The sequence below is a fragment of the Haloarcula amylolytica JCM 13557 genome, assembly GCF_000336615.1.
Classification (GTDB): Archaea; Halobacteriota; Halobacteria; order Halobacteriales; family Haloarculaceae; genus Haloarcula; species Haloarcula amylolytica.
The window spans coordinates 1-14,032 of record NZ_AOLW01000048.1; the positions used below are offsets into that span (position 1 = coordinate 1).

23 protein-coding genes and 1 pseudogene are annotated in these 14,032 nt (G+C 62.2%); 23 read left to right on the forward strand and 1 reads right to left on the reverse strand.

What is annotated here, in order from left to right; all coding sequences use genetic code 11:
- The 23 genes and pseudogenes from rpl2p to C442_RS23120 form a co-directional block, all read left to right on the forward strand.
- Positions 1 to 435: pseudogene (gene rpl2p / locus C442_RS17815) on the forward strand (50S ribosomal protein L2); the annotation flags it as partial.
- Positions 432 to 854: a 30S ribosomal protein S19 gene (locus C442_RS17820; protein WP_004516967.1), complete on the forward strand. Its 423-nt coding sequence runs from the start codon at positions 432 to 434 to the stop codon at positions 852 to 854. The pseudogene rpl2p and the gene C442_RS17820, both read left to right, overlap by 4 nt.
- Before the next feature lie 2 nt (positions 855 to 856).
- Complete coding sequence (locus tag C442_RS17825) at positions 857 to 1,324, forward strand: 50S ribosomal protein L22 (protein WP_008312913.1); 468 nt, start codon at positions 857 to 859, stop codon at positions 1,322 to 1,324.
- Positions 1,324 to 2,241 carry a 30S ribosomal protein S3 gene (locus C442_RS17830; RefSeq protein WP_008312915.1) on the forward strand — a complete coding sequence of 306 codons (918 nt, stop codon included), beginning with the start codon at positions 1,324 to 1,326 and terminating at the stop codon, positions 2,239 to 2,241. Before C442_RS17825 ends, C442_RS17830 begins: the two co-directional genes overlap by 1 nt.
- Positions 2,238 to 2,453, forward strand: a complete 216-nt coding sequence (rpmC, locus tag C442_RS17835) for a 50S ribosomal protein L29 (RefSeq protein WP_004516964.1) — start codon at positions 2,238 to 2,240, stop codon at positions 2,451 to 2,453. Before C442_RS17830 ends, rpmC begins: the two co-directional genes overlap by 4 nt.
- Entirely contained in the window at positions 2,453 to 2,737 is a 285-nt protein-coding gene (locus C442_RS17840; protein WP_008312917.1) for a ribonuclease P protein component 1, read from the forward strand. The genes rpmC and C442_RS17840 overlap by 1 nt, the downstream gene beginning before the upstream one ends.
- Positions 2,728 to 3,081, forward strand: coding sequence for a 30S ribosomal protein S17 (locus tag C442_RS17845; protein WP_008312918.1), 354 nt, complete (start codon positions 2,728 to 2,730; stop codon positions 3,079 to 3,081). Before C442_RS17840 ends, C442_RS17845 begins: the two co-directional genes overlap by 10 nt.
- On the forward strand, positions 3,081 to 3,479 hold the full coding sequence (locus C442_RS17850; RefSeq protein WP_004516961.1) for a 50S ribosomal protein L14: 399 nt from the start codon (positions 3,081 to 3,083) through the stop codon (positions 3,477 to 3,479). The genes C442_RS17845 and C442_RS17850 overlap by 1 nt, the downstream gene beginning before the upstream one ends.
- 4 nt (positions 3,480 to 3,483) lie before the next feature.
- Positions 3,484 to 3,846: a 50S ribosomal protein L24 gene (gene rplX, locus C442_RS17855; protein WP_008312919.1), complete on the forward strand. Its 363-nt coding sequence runs from the start codon at positions 3,484 to 3,486 to the stop codon at positions 3,844 to 3,846.
- Entirely contained in the window at positions 3,843 to 4,547 is a 705-nt protein-coding gene (locus C442_RS17860; protein WP_008312920.1) for a 30S ribosomal protein S4e, read from the forward strand. The genes rplX and C442_RS17860 overlap by 4 nt, the downstream gene beginning before the upstream one ends.
- Positions 4,544 to 5,077 carry a 50S ribosomal protein L5 gene (locus C442_RS17865; protein WP_004591562.1) on the forward strand — a complete coding sequence of 178 codons (534 nt, stop codon included), beginning with the start codon at positions 4,544 to 4,546 and terminating at the stop codon, positions 5,075 to 5,077. Before C442_RS17860 ends, C442_RS17865 begins: the two co-directional genes overlap by 4 nt.
- Positions 5,074 to 5,259 (forward strand): 30S ribosomal protein S14, encoded by a 186-nt coding sequence (locus C442_RS17870; protein WP_008312921.1) that lies wholly within the window; start codon positions 5,074 to 5,076, stop codon positions 5,257 to 5,259. The genes C442_RS17865 and C442_RS17870 overlap by 4 nt, the downstream gene beginning before the upstream one ends.
- A gap of 2 nt (positions 5,260 to 5,261) precedes the next feature.
- A complete protein-coding gene (locus C442_RS17875) occupies positions 5,262 to 5,654 on the forward strand; it encodes a 30S ribosomal protein S8 (RefSeq protein ID WP_004516956.1) in 393 nt (130 codons plus the stop codon).
- A 2-nt stretch (positions 5,655 to 5,656) separates the two neighbouring features.
- Positions 5,657 to 6,193: a 50S ribosomal protein L6 gene (locus tag C442_RS17880; protein WP_004591564.1), complete on the forward strand. Its 537-nt coding sequence runs from the start codon at positions 5,657 to 5,659 to the stop codon at positions 6,191 to 6,193.
- Positions 6,193 to 6,918, forward strand: a complete 726-nt coding sequence (locus C442_RS17885) for a 50S ribosomal protein L32e (RefSeq protein ID WP_008312922.1) — start codon at positions 6,193 to 6,195, stop codon at positions 6,916 to 6,918. The genes C442_RS17880 and C442_RS17885 overlap by 1 nt, the downstream gene beginning before the upstream one ends.
- Positions 6,918 to 7,367, forward strand: coding sequence for a 50S ribosomal protein L19e (locus C442_RS17890; protein ID WP_008312924.1), 450 nt, complete (start codon positions 6,918 to 6,920; stop codon positions 7,365 to 7,367). Before C442_RS17885 ends, C442_RS17890 begins: the two co-directional genes overlap by 1 nt.
- A complete protein-coding gene (locus C442_RS17895; protein WP_023843357.1) occupies positions 7,367 to 7,930 on the forward strand; it encodes a 50S ribosomal protein L18 in 564 nt (187 codons plus the stop codon). The genes C442_RS17890 and C442_RS17895 overlap by 1 nt, the downstream gene beginning before the upstream one ends.
- Positions 7,927 to 8,565 (forward strand): 30S ribosomal protein S5, encoded by a 639-nt coding sequence (locus tag C442_RS17900; protein WP_004957374.1) that lies wholly within the window; start codon positions 7,927 to 7,929, stop codon positions 8,563 to 8,565. Before C442_RS17895 ends, C442_RS17900 begins: the two co-directional genes overlap by 4 nt.
- The gene (gene rpmD, locus C442_RS17905; RefSeq protein WP_008312926.1) at positions 8,565 to 9,029 is read left to right on the forward strand and encodes a 50S ribosomal protein L30; all 465 of its coding nucleotides are present in this window, start codon (positions 8,565 to 8,567) and stop codon (positions 9,027 to 9,029) included. The genes C442_RS17900 and rpmD overlap by 1 nt, the downstream gene beginning before the upstream one ends.
- Positions 9,029 to 9,526 (forward strand): uL15m family ribosomal protein, encoded by a 498-nt coding sequence (locus tag C442_RS17910; RefSeq protein WP_008312927.1) that lies wholly within the window; start codon positions 9,029 to 9,031, stop codon positions 9,524 to 9,526. Before rpmD ends, C442_RS17910 begins: the two co-directional genes overlap by 1 nt.
- Positions 9,527 to 9,532: 6 nt before the next feature.
- Positions 9,533 to 10,996 carry a preprotein translocase subunit SecY gene (secY, locus tag C442_RS17915; RefSeq protein WP_008312928.1) on the forward strand — a complete coding sequence of 488 codons (1,464 nt, stop codon included), beginning with the start codon at positions 9,533 to 9,535 and terminating at the stop codon, positions 10,994 to 10,996.
- Between the two features lie 436 nt (positions 10,997 to 11,432).
- Positions 11,433 to 12,017 (forward strand): DUF7342 family protein, encoded by a 585-nt coding sequence (locus tag C442_RS17920; protein ID WP_008312931.1) that lies wholly within the window; start codon positions 11,433 to 11,435, stop codon positions 12,015 to 12,017.
- 3 nt (positions 12,018 to 12,020) lie between these two features.
- Positions 12,021 to 12,500: a hypothetical protein gene (locus C442_RS23120; RefSeq protein ID WP_080504333.1), complete on the forward strand. Its 480-nt coding sequence runs from the start codon at positions 12,021 to 12,023 to the stop codon at positions 12,498 to 12,500.
- Positions 12,501 to 12,614: 114 nt separating this feature from the next.
- Here the strand turns inward: C442_RS23120 and C442_RS17925 are convergent, their stop codons facing one another.
- Positions 12,615 to 13,958, reverse strand: coding sequence for an IS200/IS605 family transposase (locus tag C442_RS17925; protein WP_008312932.1), 1,344 nt, complete (start codon positions 13,956 to 13,958; stop codon positions 12,615 to 12,617).
- Between the last annotated feature and the right edge of the window lie 74 nt (positions 13,959 to 14,032).

A 14,032-nucleotide genomic window follows, 5' to 3' on the forward strand; every position in this document is an offset into this window, starting at 1 on the left:
CTCCCTCGCGCCATCAGAGATGTGTATAAGAGACAGGTCGAATCCAGCCCCGGTGACGGTGGGAAGTTCGCCCGCGCGTCGGGTGTCAACGCCCAGCTGCTCACCCACGACCGCAACGTCGCGGTCGTCAAGCTCCCCTCCGGGGAGATGAAGCGGCTTGACCCGCAGTGTCGTGCCACCATCGGCGTCGTCGCCGGTGGCGGCCGAACTGACAAGCCGTTCGTGAAGGCTGGCAACAAGCATCACAAGATGAAAGCGCGAGGGACGAAGTGGCCCAACGTCCGCGGTGTGGCGATGAACGCCGTCGACCACCCGTTCGGTGGCGGCGGCCGCCAGCACCCCGGCAAGCCCAAGTCCATCTCGCGGAACGCCCCGCCTGGCCGTAAGGTCGGGGACATCGCCTCGAAGCGAACTGGTCGAGGTGGCAACGAATGAGCTCAGAATATCAAATCGGCCACGAAGGAGAGTTCTCCTTCCGCGGCCACACGCTCGACGAGCTGCAGGAGATGGAGCTCGAGGAAGTCGCGGAACTGCTCCCCGCTCGACAGCGGCGAAGTATCGTACGCGGCCTGACCGAGGAGAAACACAAGCTCCTCGAAAAGGCCCGCGAGGCCGGCGAAGAGGAGACAGCCAACGACCCGATCCGGACCCACCTGCGCGACATGCCGGTTGTCCCGGAGATGGTCGGGCTGACCTTCGCCGTCCACGACGGCCAGAACTTCGAGCGTGTCAAAGTCGAGCCCGAGATGCTCGGCCACTACCTCGGTGAGTTCCAGCTCACACGGAGTAGCGTCGAACACGGTCAGGCCGGTATCGGAGCGACACGCTCCTCGAAGTTCGTACCGCTCAAATAATCATGGGAATCAGTTACTCAGTCGAAGCCGACCCGGACACGACGGCCAAAGCGATGCTCCGGGAGCGGCAGATGAGCTTCAAGCACAGCAAGGCCATCGCCCGCGAAATCAAGGGCAAAACGGCCGGCGAGGCTGTCGACTACCTCGACGCGGTTATCGAGGGCGACCAGCCCGTTCCGTTCAAACAGCACAACTCGGGCGTCGGCCACAAAAGCAAGGTCGACGGCTGGGACGCCGGACGATACCCGGAGAAGGCCAGCAAGGCCTTCCTCGACCTGCTCGAGAACGCGGTCGGCAACGCCGACCACCAGGGCTTCGACGGTGAGGCCATGACGATCACGCACGTCGCCGCCCACAAGGTCGGCGAGCAGCAGGGTCGCAAGCCCCGCGCGATGGGGCGTGCCTCGGCGTGGAACAGCCCGCAGGTCGACGTCGAACTCATCCTCGAAGAGCCGGAGGTCGAAGACTAATGGCCGACGAACAACAGTTCATCGAGGACGGACTCCAGCGGACCCAGATCGACGAGTTCTTCGCAGAGGAACTCGGTCGCGCCGGCTACGGCGGCATGGACGTCGCCAAGACGCCGATGGGGACCCAGATCGTGCTCAAAGCCGAGAAGCCAGGGATGGTCATCGGCAAGGGCGGGAAGAACATCCGGAAGATCACCACGGAACTCGAGGACCGATTCAACCTCGACGACCCGCAAGTCGACGTGCAGGAAGTCGACGAGCCGGACCTCAACGCCCGCATCGTCGCGGACCGACTGGCCAACGCACTCGAGCGTGGCTGGTACTTCCGCAAAGCGGGCCACACCACCATCGACCGTATCATGGAGTCGGGCGCGCTCGGCGCAGAGATCGTCCTCTCCGGGAAGGTCACCGGTGCACGCTCGCGCGTGGAGAAGTTCAACCGCGGCTACGTCAAGCACAACGGCGAACCCGCGGAGGAAATCGTCGACAGCGGTGTCGGCGTCGCCGTGATGAAGCTCGGTACCATCGGGGTCCGAGTCAAGATCATCCCGCCGGACGCGGAGCTCCCCGACGACTTCGAGATCTACGAGGATGTCGACGTCGAGGACTACGTGGCCGACACCGACGGCGAGTCTGTCGAGGAACTCCTCGAAGGCGAGCCCGAAGACAGCGAGACGGCCGAGGAACTCGACGAAGACGTGGCCACCGGGGCCGACGACGAGTCCGAGGCTGACGAGGAGTTCGTCGACGAGGAAATCGTCGAGGAAGACGTCGAGGTCCCGACTGACGACGATGTCGAGGACGTCGACGTCGACGAACTCGAAGACGCTGTCGACGAGGAACTCGACGAGGACGTCGAGGCGGAAGCCGAAGAGCTGATGGACGAAATGGACGACGAGGAGGCTGACGACGAATGACCGTCCTCCACGTCCAGGAGATTCGGGACATGACGCCCGCCGAGCGCGAGGCGGAACTCGACGACCTGAAGACCGAACTGCTGAACGCCCGGGCCGTGCAGGCCGCGGGTGGTGCACCGGAAAACCCCGGTCGCATCAAGGAGCTGCGGAAGGCCATCGCCCGCATCAAGACGATTCAGGGCGAAGAAGGCGACCTGCAGGAGAACGAATAATGCCACTGACACCCGAGACGCTCCCACGACACGAACTCGTCGGCCTCGACTGTGAGGTCGTCGCGGCGTCCAACCCGGACGCCATCGGTATCAGCGGAACTGTCGTCATGGAGACGACACAGATGCTGACAATCGAGGGGGCCGACCGGGTGTGGCACGTGCCGAAGGACAGCGCGACTTTCGCCTTTGCCGTTACCGGACAGCGAGTCCGGGTCGACGGCGACCGACTCGTCGCGCGTCCCGCTCGTCGCACAGAGAACACAGGAGATTCACTATGGCGCTAGGACTGAACGTACAGGAACCGGAGGAAACCTGTGCCGATCAGAACTGCCCGTTCCACGGAGAGCTCTCCGTGCGCGGACAGACACTGAACGGCGAGGTAGCCTCCACTGACATGGAGAAGACCGTTGTCGTCGAGCGCGAGTACGACGTGAAGGTGCCGAAATACGACCGCTTCATGAAGCGGCGGAGCCGCGTTCCGGCTCACGCACCCGATTGTCTCGACCTCGCGGTCGGTGACACGGTCACGATAGCAGAGTGTCGACCGCTCTCGAAAACGAAAAGCCACGTCGTCGTTAGCGCGGGCTCGGACGAGGCCGCGAACGACGAACAGGACGGTGATGCCTGATGGAAGCACTCGGTGCTGACGTCACGCAAGGCCTCGAGAAGGGCTCGCTCATTACGTGTGCGGACAACACGGGAGCGCGCGAACTCAAGGTCATTTCCGTCCACGGCTACTCGGGAACGAAGAACCGCCACCCCAAAGCTGGGCTGGGCGACAAGATCACGGTCTCGGTCACCAAGGGGACGCCCGAAATGCGTCGCCAGGTGCTCGAAGCCGTCGTCGTCCGCCAGCGAAAGCCGATCCGTCGACCCGACGGCACCCGCGTCAAGTTCGAAGACAACGCGGCCGTCATCGTCGACGAGAACGAGGACCCGCGCGGGACCGAGCTGAAAGGTCCTATCGCACGGGAAGTCGCACAGCGATTCGGCAGTGTGGCATCAGCAGCGACGATGATCGTATAGAACCATGAGCAAGCAACCAGACAAACAACGCAAGAGTCAACGACGTGCCCCGCTTCACGAGCGGCACAAGCAGGTCCGGGCGACGCTCAGCGCCGACCTCCGCGAGGAGTACGGCCAGCGAAACGTCCGCGTCAACGCTGGTGACACCGTCGAGGTGCTCCGTGGCGACTTCGCCGGCGAGGAAGGCGAAGTCCTGAAGGTGGACCTCGACAAGGCCGTCATCCACGTCGAAGACGTCACGCTCGAGAAGACGGACGGCGAGGAAGTCCCGCGACCGCTCGACACCTCGAACGTCCGCGTGACGGACCTGGACCTCGAAGACGAGAAGCGCGAGGCGCGTCTCGATTCGGAGGATGATTCCGCATGAGTAACCACCAGAAGCGACTCTCGGTGCCGGACAGTTGGCCCGTAGAGCGCAAGACCGCGACGTTTACGGTGAAAGCCGGCGCCGGCCCGCACGGTGAGGACGGGGTTCCCCTACTCATCGTCCTTCGGGACGTGCTCGGCTACGCCGACAACCGCAAAGAAGCCCGCTACGCCCTCAACGAGGACAACGTCCTCATCAACGGGAAGGCCATCTCCGACGAGGAACGCCCCGTCGGGATGTTCGACATCCTGGCCTTCACCGAGCGCGAGGAGTACTACCGCGTGTTCCCCGGCGAGGGTGGTCGGCTGGCGCTGACCGCAATCGACCCGGACGCGGCCGAGTCCAAGCTCGGTAAAATCGTCACCAAGACCCACGTCTCCGGTGGCGACGTCCAGCTGGGCCTCCACGACGGTGAGACGCTCATCGTCGAGGACGACCAGACCTACGACGCTGGCGACTCCATCGTCGTCGGCAACGAGGACGGCGAAATCGTCGCCCACTTCGAGTACGAAGAGGGCGCGCTCGTCACCGCCGTCGACGGCGCCCACGCGGGCGAAGTCGGCGAGATCGAGGAGATTCAGGTGACGCCGGGGTCGGCCCAGAACAATGTCATCGTCTCTCAAGAGAACGGCGAGGGCTTCGAGACGGTCGAAGAGTACGTCGTCGTCATCGACGAGAACTTCACGGGTGATGACGAATGAGCTCCGAGAGTGAGTCCGGCGGCGACTTCCACGAGATGCGCGAACCGCGCATCGAGAAGGTCGTCGTTCACATGGGTATCGGCCACGGTGGCCGCGACCTCGCCAACGCAGAGGACATCCTCGGGGAAATCACCGGGCAGACGCCGGTACGAACGAAGGCCAAGCGGACCGTCGGCGAGTTCGACATCCGCGAGGGTGACCCCATCGGTGCGAAGGTCACGCTCCGCGACGAGATGGCCGAAGAGTTCCTCCAGACGGCGCTGCCGCTGGCCGAACTGGCGACGAGTCAGTTCGACGACACCGGCAACTTCAGCTTCGGCGTCGAGGAACACACCGAGTTCCCGAGCCAGGAGTACGACCCGAGCATCGGAATCTACGGGCTGGACGTGACGGTCAACCTCGTCCGCCCCGGCTACCGCGTCGCAAAGCGCGACAAGGCGTCGCGCTCGATTCCGACGAAGCATCGACTCAACCCGGCGGACGCGGTCGCCTTCATCGAGTCGACCTACGACGTGGAGGTGAGCGAATGAGCGAAAGTGAAACCACAGACGAGCCCGATTCCGAGACGGCAACCAGTGAGCGAACTGGCCAGCTCGAGTCCTGTCAGCGCTGCGGTCGCGAACAGGGACTCGTCGGCAAGTACGACATCTGGCTGTGCCGCCAGTGCTTCCGCGAGATTTCGCGGGGCATGGGCTTCAAGAAGTACAGCTAACAATGACAGGGAACGACCCATTTGCCAACGCACTGTCGGCGCTTAACAACGCCGAGAGCGTCGGGCACTTAGAGCAGACAGTATCGCCCGCTTCGAACGAGATCGGCAGCGTCCTCGAGGTCTTCTACGACCGCGGGTACATCGACGGATTCAGTTTCGTCGACGACGGAAAAGCCGGCGAGTTCGAAGTCGAACTGAAAGGAGCCATCAACGAGTGTGGCCCGGTCAAGCCCCGCTACTCTGCGGGCGCTGACGAGTTCGAGAAGTGGGAGAAGCGGTTCCTCCCCGCCCGTGACTACGGGACCCTCGTCGTCACGACCAGCCACGGCATCATGAGCCACTACGAGGCTCGTGAGCAGGGCGTCGGTGGCCAAGTCATCGCGTACGTATACTAACAATGCCACGAGTAGAACTGGAGATTCCGGAGGACGTGGACGCCGAGCAGGACCACCTTGACATCACCGTCGAGGGGGACAACGGCAGCGTCACGCGTCGGCTCTGGTACCCTGACATCGACGTGTCCGTCGACGGCGACACGGTCGTCATCGAATCCGATGAGGACAACGCCAAGACGATGTCGACGATCGGTACCTTCCAGAGCCACATCGAGAACATGTTCCACGGCGTGACCGAGGGCTGGGAGTACGGTATGGAAGTCTTTTACTCTCACTTCCCGATGCAGGTCGACGTCGAGGGTGACGAAGTCGTCATCGAGAACTTCCTGGGCGAGAAGGCCCCCCGCCGCACGACGATCCACGGCGACACGGACGTCGAAATCGACGGCGAGGAGCTGACCATCAGCGGTCCCGACATCGAAGCCGTCGGCCAGACCGCCGCTGACATCGAGCAGCTCACGCGCATCAACGACAAGGACGTGCGCGTGTTCCAGGACGGGGTGTACATCACCCGAAAACCGAACCGAGGTGACGCCTGATGGCGGATAACGAAGAAGACGTCGAAGCAGAGGAAGAGTACACCGAACTGACTGACATCAGCGGCGTCGGTCCGTCCAAGGCGGAGTCGCTCCGCGAGGCCGGCTTCGAATCGGTCGAAGACGTTCGCGGTGCCGACCAGTCCGCGCTCGCCGATGTCAGCGGTATCGGGAACGCGCTGGCGGCCCGAATCAAGGCCGACGTCGGCGGACTCGAAGTCGAGTCCGAGACCGAAGCCGAAGTCGAAGAGGAAGGCGGCGAGGAAGCGCCCGACGAGGACGTGGAGACGGAACTCCAGGCCCGCGGGCTCACCGACAAGACGCCGGACCTCTCCGACGAGGACGCGCGGCTCCTGACCCAGCGACACCGGGTCGGCAAGCCGCAGTTCAACCGTCAGGACCACCACAAGAAAAAGCGCGTCTCGACCTCGTGGCGCAAGCCCCGCGGCCAGCTCTCGAAGCAGCGCCGCGGCATCAAGGGCAAGGGCGACACGGTCGAGGCGGGCTTCCGCTCGCCGACCGCGGTTCGCGGCAAGCACCCGTCCGGCTTCGAGGAGGTCCGCGTGCACAACGTGGACGACCTCGAAGGCGTCGACGGCGACACCGAGGCCGTCCGTATCGCCTCGAAGGTCGGCGCTCGCAAGCGCGAGCGAATCGAGGAGGAAGCCGAGGACGCGGGCATCCGCGTGCTCAACCCCACCTACGTCGAAGTCGAGGTGAGTGAGTGATGACTGATCTCTCCGCACAGAAGCGACTCGCGGCTGACGTCCTCGACGTCGGGAAGAACCGCGTCTGGTTCGACCCCGAGCGACAGGGCGACATCGCCGACGCGATCACCCGCGAGGACGTTCGCGAACTGGTCGATGAGGGCGCCGTTCAGGCGAAAGACAAGAAAGGCAACTCCCGTGGACGCGCCCGGGAGCGCCAGAAGAAGCGTGCGTACGGCCACCAGAAGGGAGCCGGTTCCCGGAAGGGCAAGGCAGGCGCACGGCAGAACTCCAAGGAGGACTGGGAGTCACGCATCCGCGCACAGCGGACGAAGCTGCGCGAACTGCGTGACGAGGGAACGCTTTCGAGTTCGCAGTACCGCGACCTGTACGACAAGGCCGGCGGTGGCGAGTTCGACAGCGTTGCCGATCTCGAACGTTACATCGACGCAAACCACGGTGACGCATAATGGCGACAGGACCACGATACAAAGTACCGATGCGGCGACGCCGCGAGGCCAGAACCGATTACCATCAGCGGTTGCGCCTGTTGAAATCCGGTAAGCCACGTCTCGTTGCTCGAAAGAGCAATAAACACGTCAGGGCGCAGCTGGTGACGCTTGGCCCCAACGGCGACGACACTCTCGCGTCCGCTCACTCGAGCGACCTCGCCGAGTACGGCTGGGAGGCCCCGACGGGCAACATGCCCTCGGCCTACCTCACCGGTCTGCTCGCCGGGCTTCGCGCGCAGGAAGCGGGCATCGAGGAGGCAGTGCTCGACATCGGACTCAACAGCCCGACCCCCGGAAGCAAAGTATTCGCAATACAGGAAGGCGCAATCGACGCCGGCCTGGACATTCCACACAACGACGACGTACTCGCCGACTGGCAGCGCACGCGCGGTGCCCACATCGCCGAGTACGACGAGCAGCTCGAGGAGCCGCTGTACAGCGGCGACTTCGACGCTGCAGACCTCCCGGAGCACTTCGACGAGCTCCGAGAGACCCTACTGGACGGTGACATCGAACTATGAGTGCTAACAACGGATGGGAGCCACGGACACGCCTCGGCAAGCAGGTCGTCGAGGGCGAAATCGACTCCATGCAGGAGGCGCTGAACTCCGGACTCCCGCTGAAAGAATCGGAAGTCGTCGACCAGCTCGTTCCCGACCTGGAAGACGAAGTGCTGGACATCAACATGGTCCAGCGGATGACAGACTCCGGCCGCCGCGTGAAGTTCCGCTGCGTGGTCGCCGTTGGCAACCGCGACGGCCTCATCGGCTACGCCGAAGGGCGTGACGACCAGGTCGGCGGTGCCATCCAGAAAGCCATCGACATCGCGAAGCTGAACATCATCGACGTCTCCCGCGGCTGCGGGTCCTGGGAGTGTGGCTGTGGCCGTCCGCACACGGTCGCGCTGCGCACCGAGGGCAAGGCTGGGAGCGTCGAAGTCGAGCTGCAGCCGGCCCCGCGCGGGCTGGGCCTCGCGGGTGGAGAGACCGTCCGCAAGGTGCTCGAACTCGCCGGTATCGAGGACATCTGGACACGCAGTAGCGGGAACACGCGCACCACGGTCAACTTCGCAAAGGCGACGTTCAACGCCCTGCAGAACACGGCCGAGGCACGCGTCCCCGAACGAACCTTCGAGAAGCGAGAGGTGATCGAGTGATGCACGCGCTCGTCCAGCTCCGTGGCGAAGTCAACATGCACAGCGACATCCAGGACACCCTGGAGATGCTCAACATCCACCATGTGAACCACTGCACGCTCGTCCCCGAGACGGACGCCTACCGCGGCATGGTGACGAAGGTCAACGACTTCGTCGCCTTCGGTGAGCCGAGCCAGGAGACGCTGGAGACAGTCCTGGCGACGCGCGCCGAGCCGCTCGAGGGCGACGCCGACGTGGACGACGAGTGGGTCGCCGAGCACACGGACTACGACGACATCTCCGGGCTCGCGTTCGCGCTCCTCTCCGAGGAGACGACGCTACGCGAGCAGGGACTGTCCCCGACACTCCGTCTGCACCCGCCCCGCGGCGGTCACGACGGCGTCAAACACCCCGTCAAGGAGGGCGGGCAGCTCGGGAAACACGACACCGAGGGTATCGACGACCTCCTGGAGGCGATGCGATAATGACGAGCAAAAAGAAACGACAGCGCGGCTCGCGCACGCACGGCGGCGGCTCGCACAAGAACCGACGTGGTGCCGGCCACCGCGGTGGTCGCGGTGCCGCAGGCCGTGACAAACACGAGTTCCACAACCACGAACCGCTCGGCAAGAGCGGCTTCAAGCGCCCGCAGAAGGTGCAGGAAGAGGCCGCCACTATCGACGTTCGCGAGATCGACGAGAACGTCACGCTGCTGGCCGCCGACGACGTCGCCGAAGTCGAAGACGGTGGCTTCCGCGTCGATGTCCGTGATGTGGTCGAAGACGCCGACGACGCCGATTACGTGAAGGTACTCGGTGCCGGCCAGGTTCGCCACGAACTCACGCTCATCGCCGACGACTTCTCCGAGGGCGCTCGCGAGAAGGTCGAAGCCGCAGGCGGGAGCGTCGAACTGACCGACCTCGGCCAGGAGCGCCAGGCCGAGGCCGAGACAGACGAAGACGCGGACGCGGACGAGGAATAACGAACGATGAGCTGGAAGGACACCGCCGAACCACTGCTTGTCCGGATGCCCGCAGTCCAGCGGCCGGACGGACACGTTCCGTTCAAGCGCAAGCTCACCTGGACAGGAGGCGTGCTCCTGCTGTATTTCTTCCTGACGAACGTGAAGCTGTTCGGGCTGGACATCGACGCCAGTCAACAGGTGTTCGGGCGCTTCTCCTCGATTCTGGCCTCTGGCCAGGGGAGCATCATGCAGCTGGGTATCGGTCCGATTGTCACGGCGTCCATCGTGTTACAGCTCCTCGGTGGGGCGGACCTGCTCGGGCTGAACACCCAAGACGACCCGCGTGACCAGATCCTCTATCAGGGGCTCCAGAAGCTGCTGGTGCTCGTGATGATCTGCCTCACCGGACTTCCGATGGTGTTTGCCGGCGGCTTCCTCCCGGCTGACACGGCGGTCGCGAGTTCCCTGGGTATCGGCACGACCGGTGTCCAGTGGCTCATCTTCGGCCAGATGTTCGTCGGCGGTGTCCTCATCCTGTTCATGGACGAGGTCATCTCCAAATGGGGCGTCGGCTCCGGTATCGGCCTGTTCATTGTCGCCGGCGTGAGCCAGCGACTCATCGGTGGCATCCTGACGACACCGTTTATCGGCAACAACGAAGGGATCATCTACACCTGGTATCTGTTCATCACCGGCGAGCGCGGCACCGGGCCAGTGCTGGCTGCTGATGGCCTCCAGACCGTGTTGCTGCAGGGCGAACTGCTGGGACTGTTCACGACGGTCCTCATCTTCGCAGTGGTCGTCTATGCCGAATCGGTCCGCGTGGAGATCCCGCTGTCGAACGCCCGCGTGAAAGGAGCCCGTGGCCGCTTCCCGGTCAAGCTCATCTACGCGAGCGTCCTGCCGATGATCCTCGTCCGGGCGCTACAGGCGAACATCCAGTTCCTGGGCCGTATCCTGAACGCCCAACTGGGCTCGATGCCGTCGTTCCTCGGCACGTACGCCAACGGCCAGCCGACCGGCGGCCTGTTCTACTTCCTCGCTCCCGTCCAGAGCCGTGGCGACTGGATGTGGTGGCTGGAAGGGACTGCTCAGCCGGTCTGGCAGATCCTGACCCGTGTCGGGATTGACCTGTTCGTGATGATCGTCGGCGGCGGCATCTTCGCCGTCTTCTGGGTCGAAACCACTGACATGGGTCCGGAAGCAACGGCCAAGCAGATCCACAACTCCGGGATGCAGATCCCCGGCTTCCGACAGAACGTCGGCGTCATCGAGAAGGTCCTCGAGCGGTATATCCCGCAAGTGACTGTCATCGGCGGCGCCTTGGTTGGGTTGCTCGCCGTGATGGCCAACATGCTGGGTACCATCGGCGGCGTCTCCGGTACCGGGCTGCTACTGACGGTCTCCATTACGTACAAGCTGTACGAGGAGATCGCCGAAGAGCAACTCATGGAGATGCATCCGATGATGCGCCAGATGTTTGGCTGATTGTTGCCACAACATTATCACAACTGTCGAGGGGGTAATTCCCCGATGATTTCTTCGCTCTGACGACGGCGTGAACACGTCGGAGAGCGTTCTCACAGTCATCACTGTCAGATGGTGTTCCGGTAGGCAAGTGGTTAATTCTGAGAGGATCTCGTACTTGGCTAACCAGACTGACATGGACCTCAACCACCTTCACATGATGGCCGGCCATGCGAAGTTTGAAACCACGCTCCAGTACGCACACACAAACTGGGACGCGGCCCGTGAGTCGTATCGAGGCGCTGTGAGCAATACCCAGTGAGCTACTCTTGCCTATTCGCTCGCCTGAAGGCTTACCCTTTTGAGGTAAAGGCTCCCACCCGACAGGTACCGCCCCTTGTCTAAGGTAAAATAGTCCCTGCCAAAGGACTATGTTCCCCTATCTCGAAGTCAGTATATGACTGATCCCGACGAGTTCAGCGATGTTAACGAAGCAGTTGGAGCGGAGTGGGAGGCTGAAACTACGCCCTACGAGCGAGTCCGAGAGGTTATCAGTCGCGTTTACACTCCGGTTTCCGCAGATACCGTCGCTGAAACTGCGCGTACGTCGCCAAAGACAGCACGAAAGCACCTGAATACGCTTGCCGAGGAAGGATTTGTAACGACCGGAACTGGCGAGAACGGGGCCACGATGTATCGACGTTCACCGGAGTCGCTCGTCGTTGAACAGGCAGCAGATATCCGTAAGCACGTCTCGATGGACGAACTGGTCACCCGTGTCTCGGAGATGCGTGAACGAATTAGCGACTTCCAGACCGAATATGGTGTCGATTCCCCTGAGGAATTACTCATCGAACGGACGAATCAGACTCTCATCGAAGCGGCCGGAGCTCACGAGGATATCGACCCTGAGACGATTCAAAAGTGGCAGACAACGCGTCGAAATCTCGCCTTTGCCAATGCTGCCCTTTCAATCGCCAACGCTGAACGGTTTGTCAACGACGAGTCACACACCTCCGACGGAAGCGTCCTCGCCCAGTAACAGATGGGAGGGAACAAAACAAATGAAGGACACTCACTCAGAGGCCCGATCGACCGGTCAGCACTTCTCACCATTCGAGATGTATTCAATAGCGACGAACCGCTTGTAACCGCAGAGTTAGACGACTATCTCAATCCAGAAGCGGTCGAAATCGAGTTCGATGACGGTCTGTGCGGAGCCGAAACAGCACGACTCGACATCCAGTGGACCACACAAGACGACTACAAATTTCACTATACGGACTCACAAAGTATTGATCTTCGGTGGGGAAAACATCCACACAACGGCGATTACGCTAATGTCACCGGACTTGAGCACTACCATCCACCACCGAATGCATCCTCAGATCCTGGTGAGGTTGAGGAGTCATGTATCATTCACTCGCCGGAGCTACTGGTTACACGAGCGGTTCTCCAACTTTGGCGAGTCGCCTACCACGCGGATTCTCTGTCACCCCTGAACGCAGGGAGCAACCCGCCCTGACAATTCTGTCGTAGGCTAGCAGATACCCCACTCAGGTATGGGAAACGCCTCACTACAAATGACATCCTCCGCGCCGTGAACGGCGCGGTTTCCCCCGTGGGAGTCTCAGCCAGTCTAAGAATCCCCGGAAGCAACATTCCCGCCACGGTAGACGGTACTCGGGTCTATGCGCTGTTCTTTGGGACTTTCGTGAGGGTGTGGTATCCCCGACCAGTTGTGGTCGTCCCACTCGAACCGCACGGGCCGTGCCATCGGCCTGACTGCTTTCGCTGTCTGCCGCTTCAGGAACGTCTCGCTTGCCGTAAGGTCGGCGTGGCCCTCGAACCCACACTGACAGGTGAGCGTGTCCTGATGCCGTGTCGTTCGGTCTGTCGAACCGCATTGTGGGCACTCTTGACTGGTCCACGCTTCCGACCGAACTTCGACCGAGATACCGTATTCCTCAGCGGTACACGCCACCCGTTCGGTGAATTGCTTGAATGCCCAGAAGTTGTGGGTCTTGGCGTTGGTTTCGACCGACCAGTGTGTATCCAACACATCGGTCAACCCACCAATATACACTGTATCTACGCCCTCGTCGAACAGCCGTTCCAGCAGGTCACGACATAGTGCTTCTTGTGCGTGGTCCCGGCGACGGGTTCGCTTTCGGTACAGCCGCCGAATACGCTCGCTACTGTATCTGCCTTCCCGTAGCTTGGACTGCAATCGGGCGATTTCTCGCGTGGTGTCGCGGAACCGCCGGAACAGCTTACGGCCGTCGTACAGGTATTGTTCGCCGGTCGTGGTGGTACAGGCGACGAGATTGTTCGCACCAATATCCAGAGCGGCCGTTTCGTCGGCCAGTGGAGTGTCCCGTGTATCGTCAGAAACAGTCACGGGTTGCGAAGCTCGGAATGTGCCATCAGTCTCGTCGTACCACAGTTCCAACCGGCTCTGGTCCTCGTAGTCAGGCCAGTTCGGGTCGCCAACGATTTCCAGTCGGAGACGGCTTTTCGGGCTGTTGTGTCTGTCACGGAGTTCTTTTCCGACGACCATCTCAAGTCGGGAGCGGTCGCCCCATTCGACAGTGTATGCGTCCTTTCGGACGACACCTTTAAGAACACGTCCGTCCTCCTCGTTGCCACGGAAGCCCGGCGGTTCCGGGTGTTCCGTGACCGACGTGTTCGATTCGTCGTGATACGCCTTCTTGTTCTCGAAGAACCCGCGCCACGCTTCGCTGTTTGCTCGCCGGACAGTTTGGGCGGTGGACGCACCGAGAACACCTTTGTATTTGCCTTCCAGTCGGCCTGTATTGGCATCCCACACGTCGTCCTCGAAGCCGTCTTCGTTATTATACCGCATGAGGCGCTGGTAATTTATCTCGTTCCAGAGAGCGGCGGAAGCGTCCAACAGGTCCCGTAGTACCTGCTCGTCGTCGTCGGTGAGCGGTCGCACAGCGAACGTGTTGGTACGCTTCATCGCCTGCATTGGTGTTCGAACGGGGACATATTGAAAGGGGGCCATCCATGGTGAAAGTGAAAGTAACACCAAGT

What these genes read in the sequence shown, in the direction of transcription:
- C442_RS17820 (WP_004516967.1), top strand. Translation starts at nt 432, where the DNA reads ATGAGCTCAGAATATCAAATCGGCCACGAAGGAGAGTTCTCCTTCCGC.
- C442_RS17825 (WP_008312913.1), top strand. Translation starts at nt 857, where the DNA reads ATGGGAATCAGTTACTCAGTCGAAGCCGACCCGGACACGACGGCCAAA.
- C442_RS17830 (WP_008312915.1), top strand. Translation starts at nt 1,324, where the DNA reads ATGGCCGACGAACAACAGTTCATCGAGGACGGACTCCAGCGGACCCAG.
- rpmC (WP_004516964.1), top strand. Translation starts at nt 2,238, where the DNA reads ATGACCGTCCTCCACGTCCAGGAGATTCGGGACATGACGCCCGCCGAG.
- C442_RS17840 (WP_008312917.1), top strand. Translation starts at nt 2,453, where the DNA reads ATGCCACTGACACCCGAGACGCTCCCACGACACGAACTCGTCGGCCTC.
- C442_RS17845 (WP_008312918.1), top strand. Translation starts at nt 2,728, where the DNA reads ATGGCGCTAGGACTGAACGTACAGGAACCGGAGGAAACCTGTGCCGAT.
- C442_RS17850 (WP_004516961.1), top strand. Translation starts at nt 3,081, where the DNA reads ATGGAAGCACTCGGTGCTGACGTCACGCAAGGCCTCGAGAAGGGCTCG.
- rplX (WP_008312919.1), top strand. Translation starts at nt 3,484, where the DNA reads ATGAGCAAGCAACCAGACAAACAACGCAAGAGTCAACGACGTGCCCCG.
- C442_RS17860 (WP_008312920.1), top strand. Translation starts at nt 3,843, where the DNA reads ATGAGTAACCACCAGAAGCGACTCTCGGTGCCGGACAGTTGGCCCGTA.
- C442_RS17865 (WP_004591562.1), top strand. Translation starts at nt 4,544, where the DNA reads ATGAGCTCCGAGAGTGAGTCCGGCGGCGACTTCCACGAGATGCGCGAA.
- C442_RS17870 (WP_008312921.1), top strand. Translation starts at nt 5,074, where the DNA reads ATGAGCGAAAGTGAAACCACAGACGAGCCCGATTCCGAGACGGCAACC.
- C442_RS17875 (WP_004516956.1), top strand. Translation starts at nt 5,262, where the DNA reads ATGACAGGGAACGACCCATTTGCCAACGCACTGTCGGCGCTTAACAAC.
- C442_RS17880 (WP_004591564.1), top strand. Translation starts at nt 5,657, where the DNA reads ATGCCACGAGTAGAACTGGAGATTCCGGAGGACGTGGACGCCGAGCAG.
- C442_RS17885 (WP_008312922.1), top strand. Translation starts at nt 6,193, where the DNA reads ATGGCGGATAACGAAGAAGACGTCGAAGCAGAGGAAGAGTACACCGAA.
- C442_RS17890 (WP_008312924.1), top strand. Translation starts at nt 6,918, where the DNA reads ATGACTGATCTCTCCGCACAGAAGCGACTCGCGGCTGACGTCCTCGAC.
- C442_RS17895 (WP_023843357.1), top strand. Translation starts at nt 7,367, where the DNA reads ATGGCGACAGGACCACGATACAAAGTACCGATGCGGCGACGCCGCGAG.
- C442_RS17900 (WP_004957374.1), top strand. Translation starts at nt 7,927, where the DNA reads ATGAGTGCTAACAACGGATGGGAGCCACGGACACGCCTCGGCAAGCAG.
- rpmD (WP_008312926.1), top strand. Translation starts at nt 8,565, where the DNA reads ATGCACGCGCTCGTCCAGCTCCGTGGCGAAGTCAACATGCACAGCGAC.
- C442_RS17910 (WP_008312927.1), top strand. Translation starts at nt 9,029, where the DNA reads ATGACGAGCAAAAAGAAACGACAGCGCGGCTCGCGCACGCACGGCGGC.
- secY (WP_008312928.1), top strand. Translation starts at nt 9,533, where the DNA reads ATGAGCTGGAAGGACACCGCCGAACCACTGCTTGTCCGGATGCCCGCA.
- C442_RS17920 (WP_008312931.1), top strand. Translation starts at nt 11,433, where the DNA reads ATGACTGATCCCGACGAGTTCAGCGATGTTAACGAAGCAGTTGGAGCG.
- C442_RS23120 (WP_080504333.1), top strand. Translation starts at nt 12,021, where the DNA reads ATGGGAGGGAACAAAACAAATGAAGGACACTCACTCAGAGGCCCGATC.
- C442_RS17925 (WP_008312932.1), bottom strand. Translation starts at nt 13,958, where the DNA reads ATGAAGCGTACCAACACGTTCGCTGTGCGACCGCTCACCGACGACGAC.